The sequence below is a fragment of the Paracoccus aestuariivivens genome, assembly GCF_009711225.1.
Taxonomy (GTDB): Bacteria; Pseudomonadota; Alphaproteobacteria; order Rhodobacterales; family Rhodobacteraceae; genus Paracoccus; species Paracoccus aestuariivivens.
This window is the reverse complement of sequence record NZ_WMIE01000001.1, coordinates 987,454-1,009,653: the sequence shown is the minus strand read 5'-3', so window position 1 is coordinate 1,009,653 and position 22,200 is coordinate 987,454. Positions and strand designations below refer to the sequence as shown.

Genomic DNA, 22,200 nt, shown 5'->3' with positions numbered 1-22,200 from the left:
GGGTTCAGGTCAACGCGACCTGCCTCACGATCTCGGCGGTGACCTGATCGGGCGTCACGCCCTCGCCCTGCGCCTCGAAGGTCAGTCCTAGCCGGTGACGGAAAACATCGGGCAGAATGGCCCGCACATCTTCTGGATCAACATAATCGCGGCCGCTCATCCAGGCATGGGTGCGGCTGCATTTGTCCAGCGCAAGCGAGCCACGCGGCGAAATGCCGACCTCGATCCAGCGCTTGAGATCATCCCCGAACTCGGCCGGAACGCGGGTCGCGTTGACCAGATCGGCGATGTATTTGTCGATAGCATCGGCGGCATGGATCGCGGCAATCTCGCGACGTGCGGCAAAAACGGTCTCTTGCGGAATCGGTGCGGGGCGATCACCCGAGGCCGCCTGGCCTTGCTGCTCCTCGAGTGCGGCGATTTCCTCGCCGCGAACCAACCGGATCACCTCGACCTCGTCCTCGACCGGAGGATAGGTGATGTTCACATGCATGAGGAAACGGTCCATCTGCGCCTCGGGCAAGGCGTAGGTGCCTTCCTGTTCGACGGGGTTCTGGGTTGCCATGACCATGAACAGCGGCTCCATCTTGTGGGTCTTGCCCGCGACGGTGACCTGACGTTCCTCCATGGCCTCGAGCAGCGCGGATTGCACCTTGGCCGGCGCGCGGTTGATCTCGTCGGCAAGGACAATATTGGCAAAAATCGGACCGGGATCGAAACGGAACTCGGTTTCATCGCCCGATTTGTACAGCACCTCGGTCCCCGTCACGTCCGAGGGCAGCAGATCCGGCGTAAACTGGATCCGGCTGAATTTGGCCTCCATGTTCTTGGCCAATGCTTTGATCGCGCGGGTCTTGGCAAGGCCGGGCAGACCCTCGACCAGCAGGTTGCCATTGGCCAAAAGACCGATGATCAACCGGTCGATAACTGCACGCTGGCCAATGATCGACTGACCCATACGCGCGCGCAGTTCCTCGATCCGTTCTTTGGCAGAAATATCCGATTGATCCATGAGTTGGTGAACATCCCTCAAGATTTTAGATAAGCCGCGACCAAGGCCGGTCCTATTTGTTGACCGACCAGATCCGCGCCCAATCGTTTTTCATATCGACCAGATGCCAGCCCCGAGCAGCGGCTTCATCAAGGCCACGATCCAGAACGCCGATATGGCCCTCGCGATCATAGGCAAACTCACGGTCAGCATCGGTATGGTGGACGATCAGGCCGAATGCCGGTCCATCGCCGCTGGTGGCATATTCCAGCATGGCAAAATCGCCGTCGGAATTGCCGCCGACAAATATCGGGCGCTTGCCGATATGGCGGGCAATACCGACCGGTTTGCCCTCTTTGTCGTCATAGAAGGTCAGGCCGCCGTGCTTCATCAGCACCATCTTGCCATCCACTTCTTCGTATTTCGTCGTACCCTCGGTCCCAACAACCTGTTGGGGCGGAATACCATAGGCTTTGTCCGAAATGGCGCGGATAAAATCAATGCCGCCACCCGAGACAATATAAGTCGAGAAACCCTCGTCCCGCAGATAGGAAAGTAATTCAAGCATAGGCTGATATGTCATATCCACGTAATGCATCCCCGAAGTGGGGTGGGTCGTGGTCGTCAGCCATTCATGCGCGTCGGATTGGAACTGATCTACAGTCATACCGGAATGCGAGACGTTCAGCAGTTCAAGAAGTCCAGCCGTTCCACCAGCCATGACGCCTTTCAGATCACCGGAACTGGCTGCTTTCAAAACGTCGGATGACAGAATTGACGGATCAGCCGCCGCCTTTTTCTTCAGGACATCCAGCGCAAACAGGCCCTGGAAATAAAGCGGCTGTTCGGCCCAAAGCGTGCCATCATTATCGAAGGTCGCGATGCGATCTTCTTCGGGTAAGAACTTGTCCGAGGCAGGGTCCGTGACATTTTCGACGAAATCAATGATCGCCGTTTTGGTCGCGCCATCGTTCCACGAGGGCAGCGGGTCCGCAAGGGTTGGCGAAGCCAAGGCCGCAAAGACTGCCATGAAAACCGTATTCTTTGGGCTAAACATGATCCCTCCATAGACGAAAACTTTCGGGTGAGATGTCTTGGAAACCGTTAAGGGGATAAAAAAAGGGCCGACAAGCTGTCGGCCCTTTTTAATGTCACATCAGTTCGCAGCCATGCTGCTCAGTTGTTTGTTGAGTTCTTCCTGGATTTGATCGATCGAGAAACTGTCAGGCTTCTGCGCCGGCGGGTAATCCTTGAAAGTCGCAAGGAACTCGCCCACAACCATCTGTGCCGGAGCCAGCAGGTAGGCGTGGTCAAGCAACCAGTCATAGTAGGTATTCGAAGTCACATCGGCGCGCTCATAGGGATCGGCGCGCAAATCAAAGATTTTGGGGACACGCAGCGAGGTGAAGGGCTCTGCCCAGATGTTCAGAGTGCCTTTCGAACGCTGTTCCTTAAACACAAACTTCCAGTTTTCATAGCGCACAGCGACAACTTCGCCGTCGTCGTTGAAATAGAAGAACCGGTCACGCGCACCCTTTTCCGACTTGCCAGTCAGGTAGTCGAGTTGGTTGTAGCCATCCAGATGGTTCTTGTACTGCTTGCCGTTGATTGTGGTCCCGTCCAGAAGACGCTGCGTTATATCGGTATCACCCACAGCGGCCATCAGAGTCGGGAACCAATCAAGGCCCGAGAACATGTCGGTTGCAACCGAACCCGGTTCGATGTGACCGGGCCAGCGAACCATCGCAGGCACACGGAAGGCGCCTTCCCAGTTCGTATTCTTCTCGCTGCGGAACGGGGTGGTGCCGGCATCAGGCCAGGAGTTCTGGTGCGGGCCGTTATCAGTGGTGTAGATGACGATGGTGTTGTCGGCGATGCCCATATCATCAAGCGATTTGAGCAATGTGCCGATCACGTTATCATGTTCGATCATGCCATCGGCATATTCGGTCAGCGCGGTCAGGCCCGGTGCACTGCGATGTTCGTCGCGCACATGGGTGCGGAAGTGCATCCGCGTCGTGTTCATCCAGGTGAAGAACGGTTTGCCTGCGTCATGCTGGCGTTTCATGAAGTCGATGGCGGCTGCCGACGTTTCGTCGTCAACAGTTTCCATCCGTTTGCGAGTCAGAGGACCAGTGTCCTCGATTTGTCCATCGGCCGAGGATTTGATCACGCCGCGCGGCCCAAATTTTTCGCGAAACGCTGCATCCTGCGGATAGTTCCGATTCTCGGGCTCTTCCTCGGCATTCAAGTGATAAAGGTTGCCGAAAAATTCGTCAAACCCATGCGCCGTTGGCAGGAACTCATCGCGGTCGCCCAAATGGTTTTTGCCGAATTGGCCGGTCGCGTAACCTTGATCCTTCAGTGCCGAAGCGATAGTCGCATCCGTAGCCTGCAGTCCGGCGTTTGCGCCGGGAAGGCCTACCTTGGACAGGCCGGTGCGCAAGGTTGCTTGGCCTGTGATAAAGGTCGAGCGACCTGCGGTGCAACTCTGCTCGGCGTAGTAATCCGTAAAAATCAAACCTTCGTTAGCGATGCTGTCGATATTAGGCGTCTGATAACCCATCAGGCCTTTGGTATAAGCTGAGATATTCCCCTGCCCAATGTCATCGCCGAAAATGACCAGAATGTTTGGCTTGTCGCCGGATGCGGCGGGGGCCGCTGGCGTGGTCTGCGCCATTGCAAACCCTGACGCTGTTACCAGCGCCAGGGTGCAGCCTAACAGTCGAAGCATGATCGTCTCTCCTAGTTATTGCGTCTGCCGTTCAGTCCAGCCCTGCTAAATCTTTATTATTGCCGAATATTACGAAACATATCGTCGCAGGTATCTCGATACCATCGTCGAAGGCTTCAAGAGGATTGCAGGTGAGTTCGGTCCTTATCCGCCGATGTTTCCTTCCGATTCCGACTATCCTGAGGACATCAGCAGGTTGCGCTGTCATGCATACGGCGTCAAGATTATGTGTGGAACTTGTAATCGCTTCTTTCTGAAATATATCTGTTCTGTACGGCCGAGTTGCGTGAACCGGCGCAAACTTCCCGTCGCCGCGACAGGCGCGACTCACAGCGTTGATGATCTAACCGCGACTATTCACGAGGCTGTCGCTTCGCATTGTGTAGGCGTGGCACGGCCCAGCTTGGTTTGACTCGCGCAAATGACTTCGGCGGCCGTTTTTTGTTCGGGCCGCTGACGTCATGTAAGGTTGTGCAGGTTGATGTTTCTGGATGAGCGGGGCGTTTCGCGTCAGGCCGGCCGCGGTGGCTCGAGGGCGCGGAACAGCAAGGTGAGAAGTTGCCTGCGCGGACAACAGGCCGGAAGCGTGATGATGATCCGGGTATTCTTTTCGACGATGGTCGCGGCCAGCTTGAGCAGATGCAGGCGCAGCGTGTCGAACTGCGCGTGCCGCCATGGGGACCGTTTCGGGCAGGCGGCGCGGAGCCTCCACCAGATCCAATAGGCGCATGCCCGTTACCATGCAAAGCCGCTCGTCAGCTACCAGACCTATCGACAACTATCTGGGTGGATCCTTCCTCCACTGGTGAAACGCGCCATCGGGGCGCACTGCATAATTCGGGCTAAATGTCGGTCTGCGGTTTTACGTATTACAAGAATTGCTGACAATTTATTAGTCCGCTCTGAACAACGTCTTCAAGCGAGCGCCAAGGCGACCTGACGTCTGTTTGCCTCCCAGATGGTCGTCGCAACCAGTTCAAGGAATAGAGACTAAAGCGCCCGGAGAAGCGAGTATCTTTCGGAGGTTGTGACCGCAGGCGCAGGGAATTGCGAAGACCGCGTCGCCAATCCTCCCTTTCAGCGGGCAGCGCGCGAGACGACCGTCGGCCTTCATATGCCCGATCTCCGGTTCGATGGCGCTGCGCCGTTTCAGGAGCTTTGCCAGCAATGGCGTGATGCCGTGGCGCATGCCACTGATCAGCACCTTTGTGCTGTTCACGCCGTGGCCACAATAGCCGCAAAAACGGTCGCCTGTGGAGGGAGGAGTGTCCAGCCTCCAAGGCGCGAAACGACATCCTGCGCGCAACCAAGCGCGTCGGGCCGCCATTTGGAAGCAATGGACGGGCATCATGTCAGGAGCCGGATCGAGGCGAAGATGCGGTGCCTCAAGTCCTTAGGCGAGCGGATCGTCTCACGGGATCCCGATCGCCAGACCGCCGAAATCCAGATCCGCATCGCCTTTATGAACCGCTTCAACGCCCTCGGCACTGCCGCGATTGAGCGCGTCGCCTGAACCCGACGGGAAAAGGGGGAATGCAGGCCTAGCTTGGATTTCTGCAACGCCCCCTCATGCAGTGGGCTTATGCCGGGACCAAAAACTGCCCCGCAGGCCCCGACGCCGGACAGCAAGGCACCTCAGAGCCACGGAGGGGCGCAACAAGAGAGTGAATGGAGTAAAGATGACCCGAGGTAGCCAAATACTCTGAGCGGCGCCCAGGCCCTCGCACAGCGCCTCTCAGGACATAGGGCAGTTTGGATGGATGCGTGAGGCGCCGATCCCGCTAGAAAGTTCGGCAGCGGGCAAGACAAGCCACCCCCAGAACGCCCGATTTCCGCCTGTTTAACCGCCCTCTCAAAAACAACTTAGCCGAAATTCGCGTGCAGGCCCAGACGCGTAAAGGTGCAATTTGGTGCAATGCTCGACGCGATACCAGCTAATGGTCTGGGCTTGCACCAAATTGACACCTGAATTTACCGTGTTTTGCACTACAAAAACGGCGATTTTATTTGGTCGGGATTGGTCGCTCAACCTGGTCGAAATCCCTCCTTCGAGCACTCCCAAAAATCCACCCGAAACACACCCCGAAAGACCGTCTCGGGACACGGATCGGCATGCGAATAAATTTCCTGGCGTTACGCACAATAATCGTGCCATTACTAATTCCTGCTGGTTAGTGTTCTAAGCACCATAGTGACCCCGGCGAAGAGAATTTCGACTGATCGGGCGGAACCTCATCACGCTCACAGCCGAAGATTTCAGGCGACCGCGAGGGATAAAATGATCAGATCAGACGCTCTAAGGCGCGATGTACTTTGTCCGCTCTGAACAACCGTTTCAGGCGAGTACCAAGGCCTCCTAACGTCTGCTTACCCTCCCAGACGGTCGTCGCAACCAGTTCAAGGAACAGAGACCAAAGCGCGCCCGGAGATGAGCGAGTATCTTGCGGATGTTGTGATCGCAGGCGCACAGAACTGCGAAGACCGCGTCGCCAATCCTCCCTTTCAGCGGGCAACGCGCGAAACGACCGTCGGCCTTCATATGCCCGATCTCCGGTTCGATGGCGCTGCGCGGTTTCAGGAGTTTTGCCAGTTATGGCGTGATGCCGCAGCGCATGCCGCTGATCAGCACCTTTGTCGATCACATGGACCGGCCGCGGGCGGAGCAGGTCATCCTGCTCAGGGGTGCGGAAATGGGGCTTCATCGTCGACTGGAAGTTGCAGGGATTCTCGCCAAAGCATACGAAACCCTGCAATTCAAAGCGAATGAATCCGAGGGTTGATCACACAAAATCAATGCGCTGGGACTTGTTCAGACCGGAATAAGCCGGCAGGCAGAGTGCCGCTTGCTGTCCAAGTTTTGGGTCGCCTTAAGGGGCGAAGGATCACACGATTTAACCTGTTATATACTCAAAGCCTGTGCGTCGAGGGGTCAGGGCAATCGCGTTTGGCTCAATCGGCTGCCAGCCCCGTGAGAATGCTGCAAAGGAAGGCTTCGCCCCAGCCAGCTCTCTGAAGCTTCATGGAGAGCGAGCCCTTCGATGTGTCTCGCCGGACGACGTCCAGCGCGCGGCGGCGGAGGATGGCGATGTTCGCCGAGCCGTTGTCCTTGCGGTTGCGCGCCGCATCCTCGCGGAACGATACGTCGAGCTGCCAGTGCAGCGCATTCTCGATCGCCCAATGGGCGCGAACGGTGGCCAGCAGGACTTCCGGCGCGGGGAGCCAGGATAGCGCGAAAATCCGAGCCTCCGAGGAGATCCTACCGTCGATCTCGCGCGTCGCCTCGATCTGACCGAATGCCTTGAGCCCGGGGAAATCATGATGCTCGGCCAGACCCTTGGCCGGAATGACAATGGCCCTGCGGGTTTCCTTTCGGCCGTGACCGCTGTCTTCGGTGACCGCGATGGGGTGGTCCTTCCTGACCTTGCCGAGACATGCCCTGGCGTCCGACAGCAGCGAGTCCTGGTTCGCCTTCAGCGCCAGGCACCAGTCGCCGCCGCCCGCGTTGATCGCCGCGACCGTGCGGCGGTTGCAGTGCAGCGCATCGCCGGTGACGACCTTGCCCTTCAGCGCGATCAGCCCGAGGACCTCAAGCGCGGCGTCCAGTTCCGTGCCATAGCATGTTGGGAATGAAGTGCGATTGAAGGTTATGACCGCCTGCGCAGCCCCCAAATTGCGCAGTAGGCGGCCATAACCGGGTCTCGGGTCTCTATGGTGGTTTTGCGAACCACACCACAGAGGAGACCGGCCATGGCCAAGGTTGAGCATACTTCGGATGCCCGTGTTCTGGTAGGCATCGACATTTCCAAACACCGGCACGAGGTGCTGATTTCTGTCCCAGGAAAGACGCGGCGGCGGCGCCTGACGATCACGAACAGCACTGATGACTTTTTGCGTCTGATCGCGATCTTGCGGGACTATAGCCTGCCGGTCCGGATCGGGTTTGAGGCCACAGGCAATTATCATCGTGTGCTGACGTATCATCTTGGCGTCGCCGGGTTCGACCTGAAGCTGGTGTCCTCGGTCGCCCTCGCCCGCACACGGGAGGCCCTGCACAACAGCTGGGACAAGAATGATCCGAAGGATGCCCAGGTCATTTTGCACATGCTGCAGATCGGTGCCGTGCAGATTTTCCAAGACCCGATGGTTGCCGGCACGAACGACATTCAAGAATTGTCCAAGACCCATGATGCCGTATCACGCGCCAAGACTGAACTTTGGCATCGGATCCTGACTCACTACCTGCCGCTCTACTTTCCAGAAGCCGACCGTTTCCATCGCAGCTCGCGTACCGATTGGTTCTTGGCCTTCCTCGAGATGTTCCCTTCTCCGCATATGATCTCGGCCCTGACCAAGGAGGAGTTCATCAAGTCTGCTTGGGAGGTGGTCGGGCGCAAGGTTGAGAAGTCGCTCATGTTGTCAGATATTTACGAGACAGCGAAGGCGTCAACTGGCCTTCCGTTTCGCCAGATTCAGATGCCATTCGCATGTTCCGCATGATGCTGGGTGAGGGACGTAGCCTGATCCGGCAGCGCAATGCCATTGAGGAACGCGCCGTCGAACTGCTGGGCAACCGGGCGGATTATCAGTTGCTTCGCACCATTCCAGGGATCGGACCCATCAATGCGCTGACCATCTTGGCCGAGACCGGCGATCTGCGGCGGTTCCACCATCATCGCCAGTTCCTGAAGTTCTGCGGTATGGATCTGGCCACCGTCCAATCCGGAATGTTCCGCGGCCGAAGCAAAATCTCCAAATATGGCAATGCCCGATTGCGGCGCACGTTGTGGCTGGCAGGGCAAACGGCGGTGCTGCAGAACGCCAACAGCTTCCGCGACAAATTCGAGCGTTATATCGCCAAAGACCGGCAAAATCCGGATCTTCGGCGCAAAGCCTATACTGCCATCGCCGCAAAGATGGCGCGCACCATTCACGCCGTCATCAAATCCGGTGAACCCTATCGTCCCTTCTTCGAGGGGACGAGCCCAGGCGGAAGGACCCCTCTCTGCAGAGCCGTGGAGGCAGCTTCCTGTCCTCGTAGACAATGTTCGGGCCTTTCGCTTGGGATTTAGGATCTCGTCTTAAGGACGGTGAGGGCGGCAATCAGGCCGACCCTATATTTGCTATGGCAGAGACCACTTTCTTGACGGCGGAGCCCGCCTGGGCAACCATTCAATAGGTATCCGATCGCTCGGATGCCCCGTGATCTGACGCCCAAAACCGCGTTTCGTTCCCGAGCTAGGACGTTGTCGGCCGCACAGCTGGCCAAGGTCAGGCGCAGCCGCGCGGCATAGGCCGACACCATCATCCGCGTGCGCGCGCTTTCGGACTTGCCCCGCGCACCCCGCAGGGCCTTGCCGTCAATGGCAATCACGTCCCCCTCGCGCAGCAACGCCGCCACCTCGGCCAGCACCTTGCCGAAGGCCGCGTCGAGCGCCTTGGGGTCGAGCATGCGAAACACGGTCGAGAAGGTGTCATGCGAGGGGATCGCATGCTTCAGGTTCAAAAAGTCCCTGAAAAAGCTTTCCTTTGCTCGGCCGAACGTGGCCATTCCGGCGCAGGTTGTCGCTCCGCAGAGCACCGCGACGAAGGCGATGACGAGCAACTCGCCGAGGTCATGGCGCGCGTTGTCCGCCCGCGGGTCAGGGATGTCATCAAAGGCGGAGAGAAATATCTGCATGGCGGCCGGGCTTCAGGGACTGAGTCAGCCCTCCAGAATCCATCCTGCCCTCCGACGCAAGAGGCCCTGCTCAGGCCGTCAAACCCAAATGCGATTCCCCTGCGTCGAGGGATGCGTTCATGAATCCTCCCTCGCACATCGCGAACGAGGCCCGATTCTAATGCAATAATGCCCGCAATTCTCCCTGCATTTTCAGCAGATGCGGCAAAAAATGCTCACGCAAATCGGCGCTGCTTGCGTGTGCTGCGGGCAGGCCGACATTAACTGCCGCGATTACCCTGCCCCGCGCATTCAGCAGCGGTACGGCAATCGAGCGCAGACCCAATTCAACTTCTTGGTCGATGATGGCGTAGCCGTCACGGCGGACGCGGGCCAGTTCTGCGACAATTTGATCCGCCTCTATCAAGGTATGCGGGGTGCGCGCCGGAAATGGGGCCAGCGCAAGAACCGGGGCCAGTTCCGTCTCGGGCAAGGCCGCGAGCATGACCCGCCCCATCGAGGTACACCACGCAGGCAGACGCGACCCGGGCATGAGCGCAATCGACATCACCCGACGCTGGGCCGCGCGGGCGACATAGACGATCTGTGCCCCGTCCAGCACGGAAACCGAAGAGCTTTCGCCAATGTCCTCGGACAGCCGGTCAAGATTCGGCTGAACGATCTGCGGCAGAGGCATTGTTGCAAGGCAGGCCGTTCCCAGCCGCAGGATACGCGGGGTCAGGGTAAAGAATTTGCCATCATAATCCGCGTAGTCGTGATGCGCCAACGTCAGCAGACAACGTCGCGCCGTCGCCCGATCAAGCCCCGAGGCAGCCGCAACTTCGATGATGGACTGGCGCGGACGCTCGGACGTGAACGTTTCGATCACGCGCAACCCTTTGGCCAGCCCGCCCATAATGTCGCGTTCGTTGATGCTCATCCTACCCTCATGTGCGATATGCGAACAAATGAACTATATCGCACAAAATCGATGGACGGAAGGTTGATCCCTTTATAGGTCAGGGCAGCAAACTTGCGGTTCGGGCCGCAAAGGAGGACGCATGGACAAGACAATTCCCGATCTGGCCACCGCGGTGGCGGGGATCGAAGACGGGATGACCGTGATGATCGGCGGTTTCGGCGGCTCGGGCGCCCCGATCGAACTGATCCACGCGCTGATCGACCGCTTTCTGACAACCGGCAGCCCGAAAAACCTTACCGTCGTGAACAACAATGCGGGGAACGGTCACGTCGGGCTGGCTGCGTTGATCGAACAGGGCATGGTCGCAAAGCTGATCTGCTCGTTCCCGCGTTCCGCCGATCCGCGCGTTTTCACCGAGCTTTACCTTGCCGGAAAGATCGAACTGGAACTCGTTCCCCAAGGCACCTTGGCCGAGCGTATCCGCGCAGGCGGCGCGGGTATCCCCGCATTCTACACCCCGACAAGCTATGGCACCGACCTAGCCAAGGGCAAAAAGGTCGAGGAATTCGATGGGCGGTCCTATGTGCAGGAACGCTGGCTCAAAGCCGATTACGCGCTGGTCAAAGCCGATCGTGGCGACCGGCTTGGCAACCTGACCTATCGCATGGCAGCGCGGAACTTCGGCCCCTTGATGTGCATGGCAGCCAAGAATGCGATTGTTCAGGTCAGCGAGGTCGTCGAGCCGGGCTCGATTGACCCCGAAACCGTCGTCACCCCCGGCATTTTTGTGCAGGCCGTCGTTCAGGTCGCCAATCCCGCGCAAGAAGAAGTGCTGAACCGCGCCAACGCCGTCTATCCGGAGGCTGCCGAATGACCAAATTGACCTCGACCCAGATCGCATGGCGCGCCGCACAGGACATCGCCGACGGCGCTTATGTCAACCTCGGCATCGGCTTTCCCGAGATGGTCGCCAAATTCCAGCCTCCGGGCCGTCAGGCGGTGTTTCACACCGAAAACGGCATTCTCGGCTTCGGCGAGGCTCCTGCCATCGGTGAAGAAGACTGGGATCTGATCAATGCTGGCAAGAAAGCCGTCACGATCAAGCCCGGAACGGCCTTTTTCCACCATGCCGACAGCTTCGCCATGGTGCGCGGCGGCCATTTGGACGTCGCGATCCTTGGTGCCTATGAGGTCGCGGAAACCGGAGACCTCGCGAACTGGTCCACCGGCCCGAAAGGCGTTCCCGCCGTTGGTGGCGCGATGGATCTGGTGCATGGCGCGAAACGCGTCGCCGTCATCACCGAGCATGTGACCAAGGACGGCAAGCCGAAACTGGTCAAGAAATGCGCCTTGCCTTTGACCGGTGTGGGCTGCGTGACCCGTGTCTATACCTCGCTGGCGGTGGTCGACATTCGGGACGGGCATTTCGTCTTGCGCGAGAAGCTGCCATCGCTTTCCCTCGACGATTTACGCGCCATGACGGGGGCCGAACTGCACCTTGATGGCGAAATCGGCGACCTGATCGTTCCGGAGCTTTAACATGACCGAAGTCTTTATCTGCGATTACATCCGCACCCCGATTGGCCGGTTCGGAGGGGCATTATCATCGGTCCGCGCCGATGATCTGGGCGCTATCCCGCTGAAAGCGTTGATGGAACGCAACCTTTCGGTCGATTGGGCCGCCGTCGATGATGTGATCTATGGCTGCGCCAATCAGGCAGGAGAGGATAACCGCAACGTCGCGCGCATGTCGGCGCTGCTTGCGGGCCTGCCCGTCGATGTGACCGGCACCACGATCAACCGCCTGTGCGGCTCGGGCATGGACGCCGTTCTTGCGGCAGCCCGTGCAATCAAGGCCGGTGAAGCCAGTCTGATGATCGCCGGTGGCGTCGAGTCGATGTCGCGCGCTCCTTTTGTCATGCCCAAGGCCGATACGGCATTTTCGCGCAACGCCGAGATCTACGACACGACAATCGGCTGGCGCTTCGTGAACCCGCTGATGGAAAAGGCCTATGGCGTCGATTCCATGCCGCAGACCGGCCAGAACGTGGCGGATGATTTCGGCATTTCGCGCGAGGATCAGGACGCGATGGCGCTGGCCTCGCAGGCCAAGGCCGCAGCCGCGCAAGGGAACGGTCGTCTTGCGCGTGAAATCACGCCGGTCACGATTCCCCAGCGCAAGGGAGATGCCCTTGTCGTGGATCGGGACGAGCACCCCCGCACCACCTCGGCCGAAGCACTGGCCAAGCTGAGGCCCCTGTTCGAAGGCGGATCGGTCACGGCGGGCAATGCCTCGGGAGTGAATGACGGCGCAGCGGCGCTGATCCTCGCAACCGAGGAAACTGCCCGCAAATTCGGCCTTACCCCGATTGCCCGCGTGTTGGGCGGAGCGACCGCTGGCGTGCCTCCCCGCATCATGGGAATCGGACCCGCGCCTGCCTCAAAAAAACTGCTGGCGCGACTGGGTCTGACGCAGGCCGATTTCGATGTCATCGAATTGAACGAGGCCTTTGCCGCACAAGGTCTGGCAACGCTGCGCGATCTGGGCATCGCGGATGATGACCCGCGCGTGAACCCGAACGGCGGCGCCATTGCCCTTGGCCATCCGTTGGGTATGTCAGGCGCGCGCATTGCCGGAACTGCTGCGCTGGAAATGCAGCTAAACGGCAGTAAACGTTCGCTTTCGACCATGTGCATCGGGGTCGGACAAGGCATCGCCATCGCGCTGGAAAAAGTCTGAACCGGACCGGAACGCGGTTCCTAATCCATCGAACAACCTGCCCTCGCCGCGGTCCGATTTCGGGCCGCGGTAAATTTTTTCTTGACGCTGCGTCGATCAAACCCCTAACAGGCTCAAATCTGTCAGACAGCTTTACAACTGGAAGTGGTGTGGTCGCGGCAAACAGTTCCCGACCAGCGGAGGAAGGAACCAGGATCACGATGTCAGCGTCCAATCGATACCCCACGCCCCCCGATGGGCAAATCTACCGCCAGGAAGAAGCCGGTTTTCAGAAAAAGCTTAAACCGCGCCAGATCCAGATGATCGCGATCGGAGGAGCCATCGGGACCGGACTGTTTCTGGGCGCGGGTGGCAGGCTAGCGGTTGCCGGGCCGTCATTGGTGCTGGTGCACGCCCTTTGCGGCTTCTTCGCGTTTCTGGTGCTGCGCGCCTTGGGCGAGTTGATCATGCATCGCCCCAGTTCAGGCTCCTTCGTGTCCTATGCCCGCGAGTTCTACGGCGAGAAACTCGCCTTTGCGGCGGGCTGGATGTACTGGCTGAACTGGGCGATGACCTCGGTCGCGGATGTCACTGCCGTCGCAGTCTACATGAATTTTTTCAAGGCCTACGTTCCGTGGTTGGCCGGAATCGACCAATGGGTTTTCGCCCTGACCGCTCTGGTCGTCGTGCTGGCGATGAACATGCTGTCGGTCAAGGTTTTTGGCGAGCTGGAGTTCTGGTTCAGCCTGATCAAGGTTCTGTCGCTGTTGTCCTTCCTTTGCATCGGCATCTGGTTCGTGCTGACCGGTACTCCGGTCGCGGGCCATACGCCGGGGTTGCATCTGATCTCGGAAGGTGGCGGGCTGTTCCCGCATGGCGTGCTGCCCGCGATGCTGGTGATACAGGGCGTCGTCTTTGCCTATGCCTCGGTCGAGCTGATCGGGACCGCCGCCGGCGAGACCCAAGACCCGCGTCAGGTCATGCCCCGCGCCATCCGCACGGTCGTGCTGCGCCTTGTCGTCTTCTATGTCGGATCGGTTCTGCTTCTGTCCTTGTTGCTGCCCTATACCGCCTATAAATCCGGCGAGAGTCCCTTCGTCACCTTCTTCGGCGCAATCGGGATCGAGGGTGCCGACATCATCATGAATCTGGTCGTTCTGACAGCGGTGCTGTCGTCGTTGAACGCCGGCCTGTACTCGACCGGACGCATCCTGCATTCGATGGCAATCTCGGGTTCGGCACCTGCCGCATTGGGCCGAATGAACCGTCAGGGCGTTCCCTATTTGGGAATCGCTGTGACCGCCGCCGTAACGGTTCTGGGCGTCGTCATGAACGGGCTGGTTCCCGACGCGGCGTTCGAGATCGCAATGAACGTTGCGGCGCTTGGAATCATTACCGCATGGGCAGTCATCGTGCTGTGCCAGCTCAAGCTTTGGTATCTTGCCAAGCAGGGCAAGATGCAGCGACCCGACTTCCGGATGTTCGGCGCGCCCTTCACCGGCATCGTCACACTTGCCTTCCTTCTGGGCGTTGTCGTTTTGATGGCCTTTGATTACCCCATCGGGACATGGACCGTCGCGTCGCTTCTGGTCATTGCCCCGGCTCTGACCATAGGATGGCATCTGTCGCGCGACCGCATCCATGCCATTTCCCGCGCGCATGGAGAAACGGAGTTCCGGCTTTGACAAGCCCGCAAAAATTACCACTCGTCGCCGTCATCGCGACGGGTGGAACTATCGCCAGCCGCAAGGATGACAACGGCGCGGCCAGCCCTGCCCTGACAGGACAGGCGCTGCTGGACCTGCTGCCGCCCCAGCCGTTGCGGTTGCGCGCCATCGAGTTGCTGGCGAAGGATTCTTCGTCCCTAACTTTCTCCGACATGCAGGCGATCAGCGATGCCGTAGCCAAGCAAATGGCCGACCCCGATATCGCAGGCATCGTTGTCATGCACGGGACCGATGCGATGGAGGAAACCTCGCTTCTGGTCCAGCTTCAACACAATGCCGGAAAACCGGTGATCTTCACCGGAGCGCAGTTTTCCTCGGACAGCACCCATGCCGACGGCTCGATAAATCTTGCCGACGCCCTGCACGAAGCTTTGCAGCAGTCCGGCGTGCGACTGGCGTTTGGTGGTCGCGTGCTTCCGGTCTGGGGGCTTTACAAAGCCGGTTCGGACCGTGCCGATGCCTTTGCCTTGGCGGGTCGCAGCAAAGCGCCCTCTCTCGCCCTGCCCGCGTCGGTCGCGGGTCAGCGCGTCGATATCGTTGCGGTCCATCCGGGTGCGGATGCAATTCATCTGGATGCAAGCCTTGCCGCAGGCGCACAAGGCATCATCCTATGTGCCTTGGGTTCGGGCAATGCCACGCCCGAGATCGTCGAAGGCGTTTCCCGTGCGGTGACTTCGGGCGTACCGGTCATCGTCTCGAGCCGCGTCCCTGAGGGCAGCCTAACCCCGACCTATGGCGGCGGCGGCGGCGGGCATGATCTGGGACAAGCCGGAGCGATCCATTCGCGCCTGCTACGCCCCGGTCAGGCCCGAATACTTCTGGCGGCATTGCTGGCGAATGGCGCCACGCGGGACGAAATTCGCCAAGCCTTCGCGTAAAGCCTCCTTCGGCCCATAGTCGCAGGCTGGCTCAAGCCTTACAAACCGAAGATTTGACCGATCGGCTCGTCGGCTCCAAGCCTGCGGGTCCACTCGGCTTCCAGCACAAGCTTGGCTTCAGCCTTGTCGATCAGCGCCGCCGCATGGGTTGCGTTCAGAACGGCCAACCCGTCGTCATCGCCAATGATCAGATCGCGCGGGTTCACTACGCAACCGCCAATCGTGACCGGCCGGTTAACCTCGGTCCCTGCAATGCCGACAGGACCGCGCGGATTGATATGTCGGGAATAAACCGACAGACCCGACATGCCCGCAAGAGCGCCAGTGTCGCGCACCGCGCCGTCACAAACGATCCCTGCCGCGCCGATCCGGTGCAGGTGGCCCCCCAGAACGTCGCCGACCATCGCCCATTCCGCAATGCCGGCAGCGTCGATCAACAGAACATCGCCCTTCTGCATCAAGCCGATCGCCCGCAGCACTGCCCCGAAGTCCGGAGGCGCACAGCGCGCCGTGACGGCACGCCCGAAAAGCGCGGGTTGCTGTCCGGCGGGACAAAGCGGCCGGATCGCGATGTCAATCTGACATTCAGCGGCCAGATCGACGATCACCGGAACCGGAATGCGACGCCAGCGATCAACCAGCGCCTGCGGAATATCAACGATCTCGGTCATCATGCTTAAACCACGCTCCTGCGAACCTCGAAAATCCGCCGCAGGTTGTACCGGAACGCCGTCAGCTTGAAGCCCCTTTCGCATCATTCCCGCGACAAACGGCAAGTCCTAGTCGACGACGGCGATCCGGTTGGCCCGCCAGTCCCGACAGGACTGCAGATAATCGCGCGCGTCCTGCGACAATCGCGAGACCCCCAGCAACCGCGAGAGTTCAAGCACCGGATCTTCGGCGCGGGCAATCCGGTCGGCATGCCGATCCTCGACCGAGGCGATTTCGACCCGCGAAACGTCGCGCAGATTGCGCCCCGAAAGCCCGCGGAAAGTAACCCGCTCGGCCACTGCCCCTTTCACCCACAGGAAACTTTGACCGTCCTCCTCGGTCACATCGAGCAGATGTTGCAACTCGGAAACACGGGCCTGAATCCGTCCGCCCGTTCGCTGCCAGCCATGCTCCTGCGCGATGCGTCGTGACAAAGCAGTGGCGGTCATCGGGCCTTCGCGCACCAGAATTCCGTCGATCAGTCCGGCAAGCACCGGCGCGTAGCTGCTGTCGAAGAATCGCTCGGCGTCGGGTCGGAATGCGTCCACCTGGGCCGAGGCGAACTGCTCGGGCCGATCCGCTTCCGGCGGATGTTCCGGCTCGGCCTTGGGCTGGGCCTCGATCCGGTTCAACGCACTTCGCCGGTTCCGGTCATTTTCCAGCACCTCTCGCAGGGCCGCGTCGATACGCGCTGCGGTGTCGGCGGGATTGCGGAACCAATCGGTTGACCAGATCCGCAGGATTTTCCAACCCAAGCCCTCAAGGACCGCCTGTCGGACGCGGTCGCGATCCCGCGCCGTCGCGGCGCTATGATAGGTCGCGCCGTCGCACTCGATTCCAGCCAACCACGCCCCCGCGTGATCGGGATGGCGAACACCCAGATCAATCCGGAATCCCGACACGCCGATCTGGCTGTGTAACTCCCAGCCTTTGGCGGATAACGCGTCTGCGACGGCAGCCTCGAACGGGGATTCCACACCGCCAAGCGAACCCAGATCCTGCCCCGCCAAAGCAACCGCGCCTCGCTGGGCGTAGTCCAGAAACGCCCTGAGATCGCGAACGCCGCGGGCCTTGGTGCGGGTCAGGTCAATCTGGTCGGCGCTGATCGAACTGAATACGTGCAATTCGGCCCTTGCCCGCGTGACGGCAACATTGAGCCGCCGTTCACCGCCATCGTTGTTGACCGCGCCGAAACTCATCGACAGCTTGCCCGCCTGATCGGGACCGAAGGTGATCGAGAATAACATCACATCGCGTTCATCGCCTTGAATGTTCTCGAGGTTCTTGACGATCACAGGTTCCTCGCGATCATCCGAGAAGAACCATTCCAGCGCCGGATCGGCCTGTCGTTCAGCATCCAGAAGATCCAGGATCAAGCCCTGCTGCTGGCTGTTGAAAGCGATCACCCCCAGCGTCAGACGATCCTTTTCCGGAAGCTTCAACCACTCTTTCAACCGGGTACGGACCATCGTCACGATGGCATCTGCCTCGGCGCGGTTGGTTCGCCCTTCACCCCGACCATAGACGCCGTCAATCCGATGCAGCCGCAAAGCCTGCCCTGACGCATCGGGCGAGGGGAAGGTGACCAGCCCGCCGCCATAGTAATTGTGGTTCGAGAAGGCGATCAGCGCCTCGTCGCGGCTGCGGTAATGCCAGTTCAGACGATGCGTCGGAATCCCCGCCGCCCCGACCTCGTCAAGGATCGAGGGCATGTCGCGCTCGTATTCCGGCGTATCGGCCGCCGCTTCCTCACCCTCGTCGCTGCGACCGAAGAAATTCGTCGGCGGCAACTGTTTCGGGTCGCCCACGATAATCGCCTGACGACCACGCGCGATGGCCCCGATCGCGTCCCATGTCGAGATCTGCGAGGCTTCGTCAAAGATCACCAGATCGAATTGCGCCTGCCCCGCGGGCAGATATTGCGCAACGGACAACGGCGACATCAAAACGCAGGGCGCAAGCTTCGGGAAGGTCGTCGGCATCTCGGCGATCAGACTGCGGATCGCCGCTGTCGGGCGTTGCAGACCAAGCTGGTGACGCAGCACGCCCAATTCGGAACGGCGCGGCACGCTGTCGCGATGCGGCAAGTCATTGCCAAGACGACGCATGACTTCGGACGCGGCCAGATCGGTCATCGCCTGATCCAATGCGCGGAAGCGCTGGATCAGGGCGTCATGTTCCCAATGGGCAAACCCGCGCAATTCGGGCGAAGCGTCCAGCGCCAGTCTGAGCCACCACGACGTATAAGCCCGCTCGAATGCCGCGCCGACATCGTCAGGAGCATTGCCAGCCTCGAGCGCGAGAACCAAAGGCTGGAGACCCGCCGTCTCGGCACGCTGGCGCGAGGACAGCCATTTCATCCAGTCAGGGAAGCGCCCGCGCACGGCCTCGATCCCGTCAAGCAATGCACAAAGTGCGGCCTCATCCCGATCAACCTGCCCACCAACGGCCGCAAAGCCCGATTTTGCGGCGGTGGTCGCGACGCGGGCGGCTTGCAGGCGGCGCAGATGCGGGGCCAAAACCCCGCCATCCGCTGCGCCAAGCACCATCCGCAAGCCGGCAATCTGGTCATTCTCCAGTCCGGCCTTGCTCAGGCTACGTTCCAAAGCCGAATAAGCATCGGCCTCGTCTAGGCTGGCCGTGATTGCCGACAGATCGGTTTTCTCGCCTGCATATGCACCGAGTCGGGACAAGGGCGAAACCTTGATCGCCTCCAGCAACGGTGCCAAGCGGCGCAACCCCGCGATGTCGGTTGCGGGATCGGCGATCCCCGCCCCCGCATAGGTCTGCAAAAGCTTGCGGAGCTTTGACTGGGCGAGCGAACTTAGCGGCCAGAATTTCGTCTGCGCCTCGCGCCATTGCAGTTCAAGCGATTCAAGCGGCATCGCGGCAATGGTGTCATCGGCGTAGCTGGCCGACAGCGCCTCTCGCGCGGTCCGCGCCGACTCGATCGTGGTCGCCAGATCACGGGACGCATCACGCAAGGATTGCAAATCATCCAGCGCCGCAATCTCGACCGAGGGGCGGTCCAGACGCGCGGCGGGCAGCATATCGAGCAAGTCATCGGCAGCGGCAAAACCCAGACCTTTCGCCAATTCCTGTCGGGCATCGCGAAGTTCAATCAGCGCGGCCCGCAGGGTTTGCACTGCGGCAAGGAAGCTGTCTTGCCAGCCATAGGACCATTCTCCCGCGCTGACCAAGGCAAGTGGTCCGGTCGGGTCAAGATCGGCGACGACAGCGCGGCGCTGGCCCAGTTCCTGCGCCAGTTGGCATAGACGCTGCCAGCTTTCGGCGTCGTGGCAATCCTTGTTTGGAAAACCCAGATCAAAGGCTTGCTGGCCCGAGGCGACCTTGCCAATCGCCTGAAACACGCTGAAACCTTGTGTTCCCGGGCGATGCAGGGCTTCGACATAAGCGTTAAGCTGGTCGCGGGACAGGCGCAGATCCTCGGTCACGCGGACCCAATCACGCGCCTCGGCACCGCTGGCACGTTCCCACGAGCGGCCAAGTTGGCCCAGCACCACCTTGCGGTCGGCCTTGTTCGAGTGCAGTTCAAGCACGGCCGCGCCCAAGCCCTGACGCTCGAGCCTGCGCTGCACCACGTCCAGTGCCGCGGCTTTTTCTGCAACGAACAGAACCGTACGCCCCCTGCCCAACTGGTCGGCGATGATATTGGTGATTGTCTGGCTTTTTCCGGTACCGGGTGGACCGATCAGGACGAAATCACGCCCTTCGGCTGCGGCGACCACGGCGGCAAGCTGCGAACTATCGGCAGGCATCGGCACAAGCAGATCCGCCGGCGCATGGGTCCGGTCGATTTCGGACGGGCGAGGCATAGGCGCAAGCCCGCCCGCGAAGCTTTCGGTCGGGCTGTCCAGCAGATGGCGAACCAAGGGACTTTCGCGCAGGCTGTCCGCGCGATCGACCAGATCTTTCCACATCAGGTATTTCGCGAACGAGAAGGTCGAAATCGCGCAATCCTCGACCATTTCGAATCCCGCGACGTCGCGTAGGCGATGGCGGACAATCTCGAAAATGCGCGGCAGGTCCAGACCGCTCTCGTCGCGGGGCAGTTCGTCTTCCAACTCGGGGATACGCAACTCGAAATCACGCTTGAGCATCTCGAGCAGGGTCGAGTTGATCCGGACCTCATCCTCGATCAGGGCAAGCCGGAACTCTGACTGGGCCGAGCGCCGCTCGAGCCGCACGGGCATCAACAATAGCGGCGCGCGGTAGTGGCGTTGATCGGCATCGTTCCGTTTCCAGCGCAGGAAACCTGCGGCAAGGAACAGGGTGTTCGTGCCACCTTCCTGCACGTCGCTGCGTGACTTACGGAACAATTCGGTCAGGCGGGCAAACATATCGTCGCCGCCAAGAGGCACGGCGATCTGCCCTTTTCCCAGCGCATCGCGTGCCAGATCGGCTTCGATCCGACGCGCTTCGTCCGCGGGAACGTCGCGTCCAGCGACGGCTTTTTCATCTTTGAGCGCCAACAGGCGGAACAGTTTGCCCTTGGCCAGACCATCCTCGAGCGCGGGAAGATCCGGACAAAGCAGCGGAACGCTAGTTTTGGTTTCCTTGAAATTCAACAGCTTGTTGGACAGAGACAGATCCAGAAGCTTGCGCTGCCAGCGCTCGATCCGGCCCAAAGCTGTGGTCGGAGCTTCCTCGGCCAGATCGCCGGGCAAAAGTCCCAGATCCAATGGGCGCGGCAAAGCTGCGGGGGCAGCGGCATCTGCCTCGGCATCGGCTTCGGCAGCCTCGCGGTGACTTGCCAAAGGTCGGATGCGGGCGGTGCGGGCGCGGTTGATGTCGATCGCTTGCAGAAACTCGGTTTCACGCGCTTCCGATAAACGATCGCGACCGGCCATCACGGCCTCTTCGAAGCCGACACTAGGACGACGGGTCAGCAGCGTCGATTCCAGCGGCACGAATTCGCGCAGGACCGAGGCCTTGCGCACGGCAACCACGTCCGGCTCAAGCAACTGTCCGAAGTCGTTCTTCACCAGCCATAGCCCGACCCACGCATGCCCCTGCGAAAACAGGATCGCCGTGTTCAGCCCCGCCGCCTCGAAGGCGGCCGCCAGCAGAAGCGAACTGTCCAGACAGGTCGCCAGGCCTTCCGCCACGATCCGCTCGGGATCGCGTACTTTCTGGCCGCAAATCTCGAATGACGCAGGCGGCACGGCATAGGACAGGCCCAGACCGGTCGCTGCCGACCAGATCGCGCCGGCCATCATCCAGACCCGCTGGGGATCGTCCGATTGATACCCCTCCATCGCGCCAGAATGGCCAGCCGCCTCCAACAGGCGCGACGCATCTTTCAGCAGTCGCGCAACCTGTGGATGGTTAGGAGACACGAAGGCGGCAACGATGTTCTCCATCTCGGAAAGGCCGCCCCATTCATCGCGGGCCAGCAATTCGATCCGTTCGCTGCTTTCGGCGACCGTTTCGCCGCCAATGGCCAGACGCAGGTCGATCCGACCGAACTCGGCCTCGTTCAGACCTCCAAGGATCGCCGTATCCAGAGGCGTATCCAGATCGGTCAATGACACCTCGGCACCCGGTGCAATGCGGTCGATCTTCCAGGTCCGCTCGCGCAGGACGGCGGGACTGGCAGACAGATGCAAGGTCACGTCGCTGGCGGCTACACCCCCGCCATTCGCGATCCGTACCTCGCGCAGAACCGAAACTCCGTTTTGCGAGGACGCAAAATTGATCTTCTTTCGCAGGACCACCATCAGGGACAAAACAGGTCCGGCTAGCTCGATCACGTCATCGGAAATCTCGGGCGTCTGGTGTTCTTGCATTAAATCTGTCTGGTATTTGTTTGAATCGTTTAGACGGTGAATAATGCCTCTC

General features: G+C 60.3%; 14 protein-coding genes and 5 pseudogenes. 8 read left to right on the top strand and 11 right to left on the bottom strand.

Annotated elements, in window-relative coordinates; all coding sequences use genetic code 11:
* Window positions 1–4: 4 nt before the first annotated feature.
* The 5 genes and pseudogenes from GL286_RS04890 to GL286_RS04870 form a co-directional block, all read right to left on the bottom strand.
* On the bottom strand, window positions 5–1,012 hold the full coding sequence (locus GL286_RS04890) for an AAA family ATPase (protein ID WP_155094376.1): 1,008 nt from the start codon (window positions 1,010–1,012) through the stop codon (window positions 5–7).
* A 52-nt stretch (window positions 1,013–1,064) separates the two neighbouring features.
* Window positions 1,065–2,048: an HAD family hydrolase gene (locus tag GL286_RS04885; RefSeq protein WP_246184825.1), complete on the bottom strand. Its 984-nt coding sequence runs from the start codon at window positions 2,046–2,048 to the stop codon at window positions 1,065–1,067.
* A gap of 99 nt (window positions 2,049–2,147) precedes the next feature.
* The gene (locus GL286_RS04880; RefSeq protein WP_155094375.1) at window positions 2,148–3,725 is read right to left on the bottom strand and encodes an arylsulfatase; all 1,578 of its coding nucleotides are present in this window, start codon (window positions 3,723–3,725) and stop codon (window positions 2,148–2,150) included.
* Between the two features lie 510 nt (window positions 3,726–4,235).
* Window positions 4,236–4,457 (bottom strand): annotated as a pseudogene (locus GL286_RS04875) (transposase); the annotation flags it as partial.
* Window positions 4,458–4,640: 183 nt separating this feature from the next.
* Window positions 4,641–4,962: pseudogene (locus GL286_RS04870) on the bottom strand (IS5/IS1182 family transposase); the annotation flags it as partial.
* Here GL286_RS04870 and GL286_RS04865 point away from each other — a divergent pair.
* Window positions 4,962–5,238, top strand: a pseudogene (locus GL286_RS04865) (IS5/IS1182 family transposase); the annotation flags it as partial. The pseudogenes GL286_RS04870 and GL286_RS04865 sit on opposite strands and share 1 nt — an antisense overlap.
* Window positions 5,239–6,007: 769 nt before the next feature.
* Here GL286_RS04865 and GL286_RS22440 read toward each other — a convergent pair.
* A pseudogene (locus GL286_RS22440) lies at window positions 6,008–6,360 on the bottom strand (hypothetical protein); the annotation flags it as partial.
* On the opposite strand from GL286_RS22440, the gene GL286_RS04855 reads away from it, so the two are divergent.
* Window positions 6,284–6,505, top strand: coding sequence for a hypothetical protein (locus tag GL286_RS04855; RefSeq protein WP_170294993.1), 222 nt, complete (start codon window positions 6,284–6,286; stop codon window positions 6,503–6,505). The pseudogene GL286_RS22440 and the gene GL286_RS04855 sit on opposite strands and share 77 nt — an antisense overlap.
* 169 nt (window positions 6,506–6,674) lie before the next feature.
* On the opposite strand, the gene GL286_RS04850 is transcribed toward GL286_RS04855, so the two are convergent.
* The gene (locus GL286_RS04850) at window positions 6,675–7,490 is read right to left on the bottom strand and encodes an ISAs1 family transposase (protein WP_246184824.1); all 816 of its coding nucleotides are present in this window, start codon (window positions 7,488–7,490) and stop codon (window positions 6,675–6,677) included.
* On the opposite strand from GL286_RS04850, the pseudogene GL286_RS04845 reads away from it, so the two are divergent.
* A pseudogene (locus tag GL286_RS04845) lies at window positions 7,473–8,794 on the top strand (IS110 family RNA-guided transposase). The gene GL286_RS04850 and the pseudogene GL286_RS04845 sit on opposite strands and share 18 nt — an antisense overlap.
* Here GL286_RS04845 and GL286_RS04840 read toward each other — a convergent pair.
* Complete coding sequence (locus GL286_RS04840) at window positions 8,791–9,402, bottom strand: ISAs1 family transposase (protein WP_246184823.1); 612 nt, start codon at window positions 9,400–9,402, stop codon at window positions 8,791–8,793. The pseudogene GL286_RS04845 and the gene GL286_RS04840 overlap by 4 nt on opposite strands.
* Before the next feature lie 157 nt (window positions 9,403–9,559).
* Window positions 9,560–10,321 (bottom strand): IclR family transcriptional regulator, encoded by a 762-nt coding sequence (locus GL286_RS04835; RefSeq protein ID WP_155094373.1) that lies wholly within the window; start codon window positions 10,319–10,321, stop codon window positions 9,560–9,562.
* Between the two features lie 121 nt (window positions 10,322–10,442).
* On the opposite strand from GL286_RS04835, the gene GL286_RS04830 reads away from it, so the two are divergent.
* The 5 genes from GL286_RS04830 to GL286_RS04810 all read left to right on the top strand — a co-directional run bounded on the left by GL286_RS04830 (window position 10,443) and on the right by GL286_RS04810 (window position 15,627).
* Complete coding sequence (locus GL286_RS04830) at window positions 10,443–11,177, top strand: 3-oxoacid CoA-transferase subunit A (RefSeq protein WP_155094372.1); 735 nt, start codon at window positions 10,443–10,445, stop codon at window positions 11,175–11,177.
* Window positions 11,174–11,842: a 3-oxoacid CoA-transferase subunit B gene (locus GL286_RS04825; protein ID WP_155094371.1), complete on the top strand. Its 669-nt coding sequence runs from the start codon at window positions 11,174–11,176 to the stop codon at window positions 11,840–11,842. Before GL286_RS04830 ends, GL286_RS04825 begins: the two co-directional genes overlap by 4 nt.
* A gap of 1 nt (window position 11,843) precedes the next feature.
* Window positions 11,844–13,043 carry a 3-oxoadipyl-CoA thiolase gene (pcaF, locus tag GL286_RS04820; protein WP_155094370.1) on the top strand — a complete coding sequence of 400 codons (1,200 nt, stop codon included), beginning with the start codon at window positions 11,844–11,846 and terminating at the stop codon, window positions 13,041–13,043.
* 200 nt (window positions 13,044–13,243) lie between these two features.
* Window positions 13,244–14,707 (top strand): amino acid permease, encoded by a 1,464-nt coding sequence (locus tag GL286_RS04815; RefSeq protein WP_155094369.1) that lies wholly within the window; start codon window positions 13,244–13,246, stop codon window positions 14,705–14,707.
* The gene (locus GL286_RS04810) at window positions 14,704–15,627 is read left to right on the top strand and encodes an asparaginase (RefSeq protein WP_246184822.1); all 924 of its coding nucleotides are present in this window, start codon (window positions 14,704–14,706) and stop codon (window positions 15,625–15,627) included. The genes GL286_RS04815 and GL286_RS04810 overlap by 4 nt, the downstream gene beginning before the upstream one ends.
* 38 nt (window positions 15,628–15,665) lie before the next feature.
* On the opposite strand, the gene GL286_RS04805 is transcribed toward GL286_RS04810, so the two are convergent.
* Together GL286_RS04805 and GL286_RS04800 are read right to left on the bottom strand one after the other, a co-directional pair.
* A complete protein-coding gene (locus GL286_RS04805; RefSeq protein WP_211596187.1) occupies window positions 15,666–16,298 on the bottom strand; it encodes an RraA family protein in 633 nt (210 codons plus the stop codon).
* A gap of 108 nt (window positions 16,299–16,406) precedes the next feature.
* Window positions 16,407–22,148 carry a DUF3320 domain-containing protein gene (locus tag GL286_RS04800; RefSeq protein WP_155094366.1) on the bottom strand — a complete coding sequence of 1,914 codons (5,742 nt, stop codon included), beginning with the start codon at window positions 22,146–22,148 and terminating at the stop codon, window positions 16,407–16,409.
* Window positions 22,149–22,200: the final 52 nt, after the last annotated feature.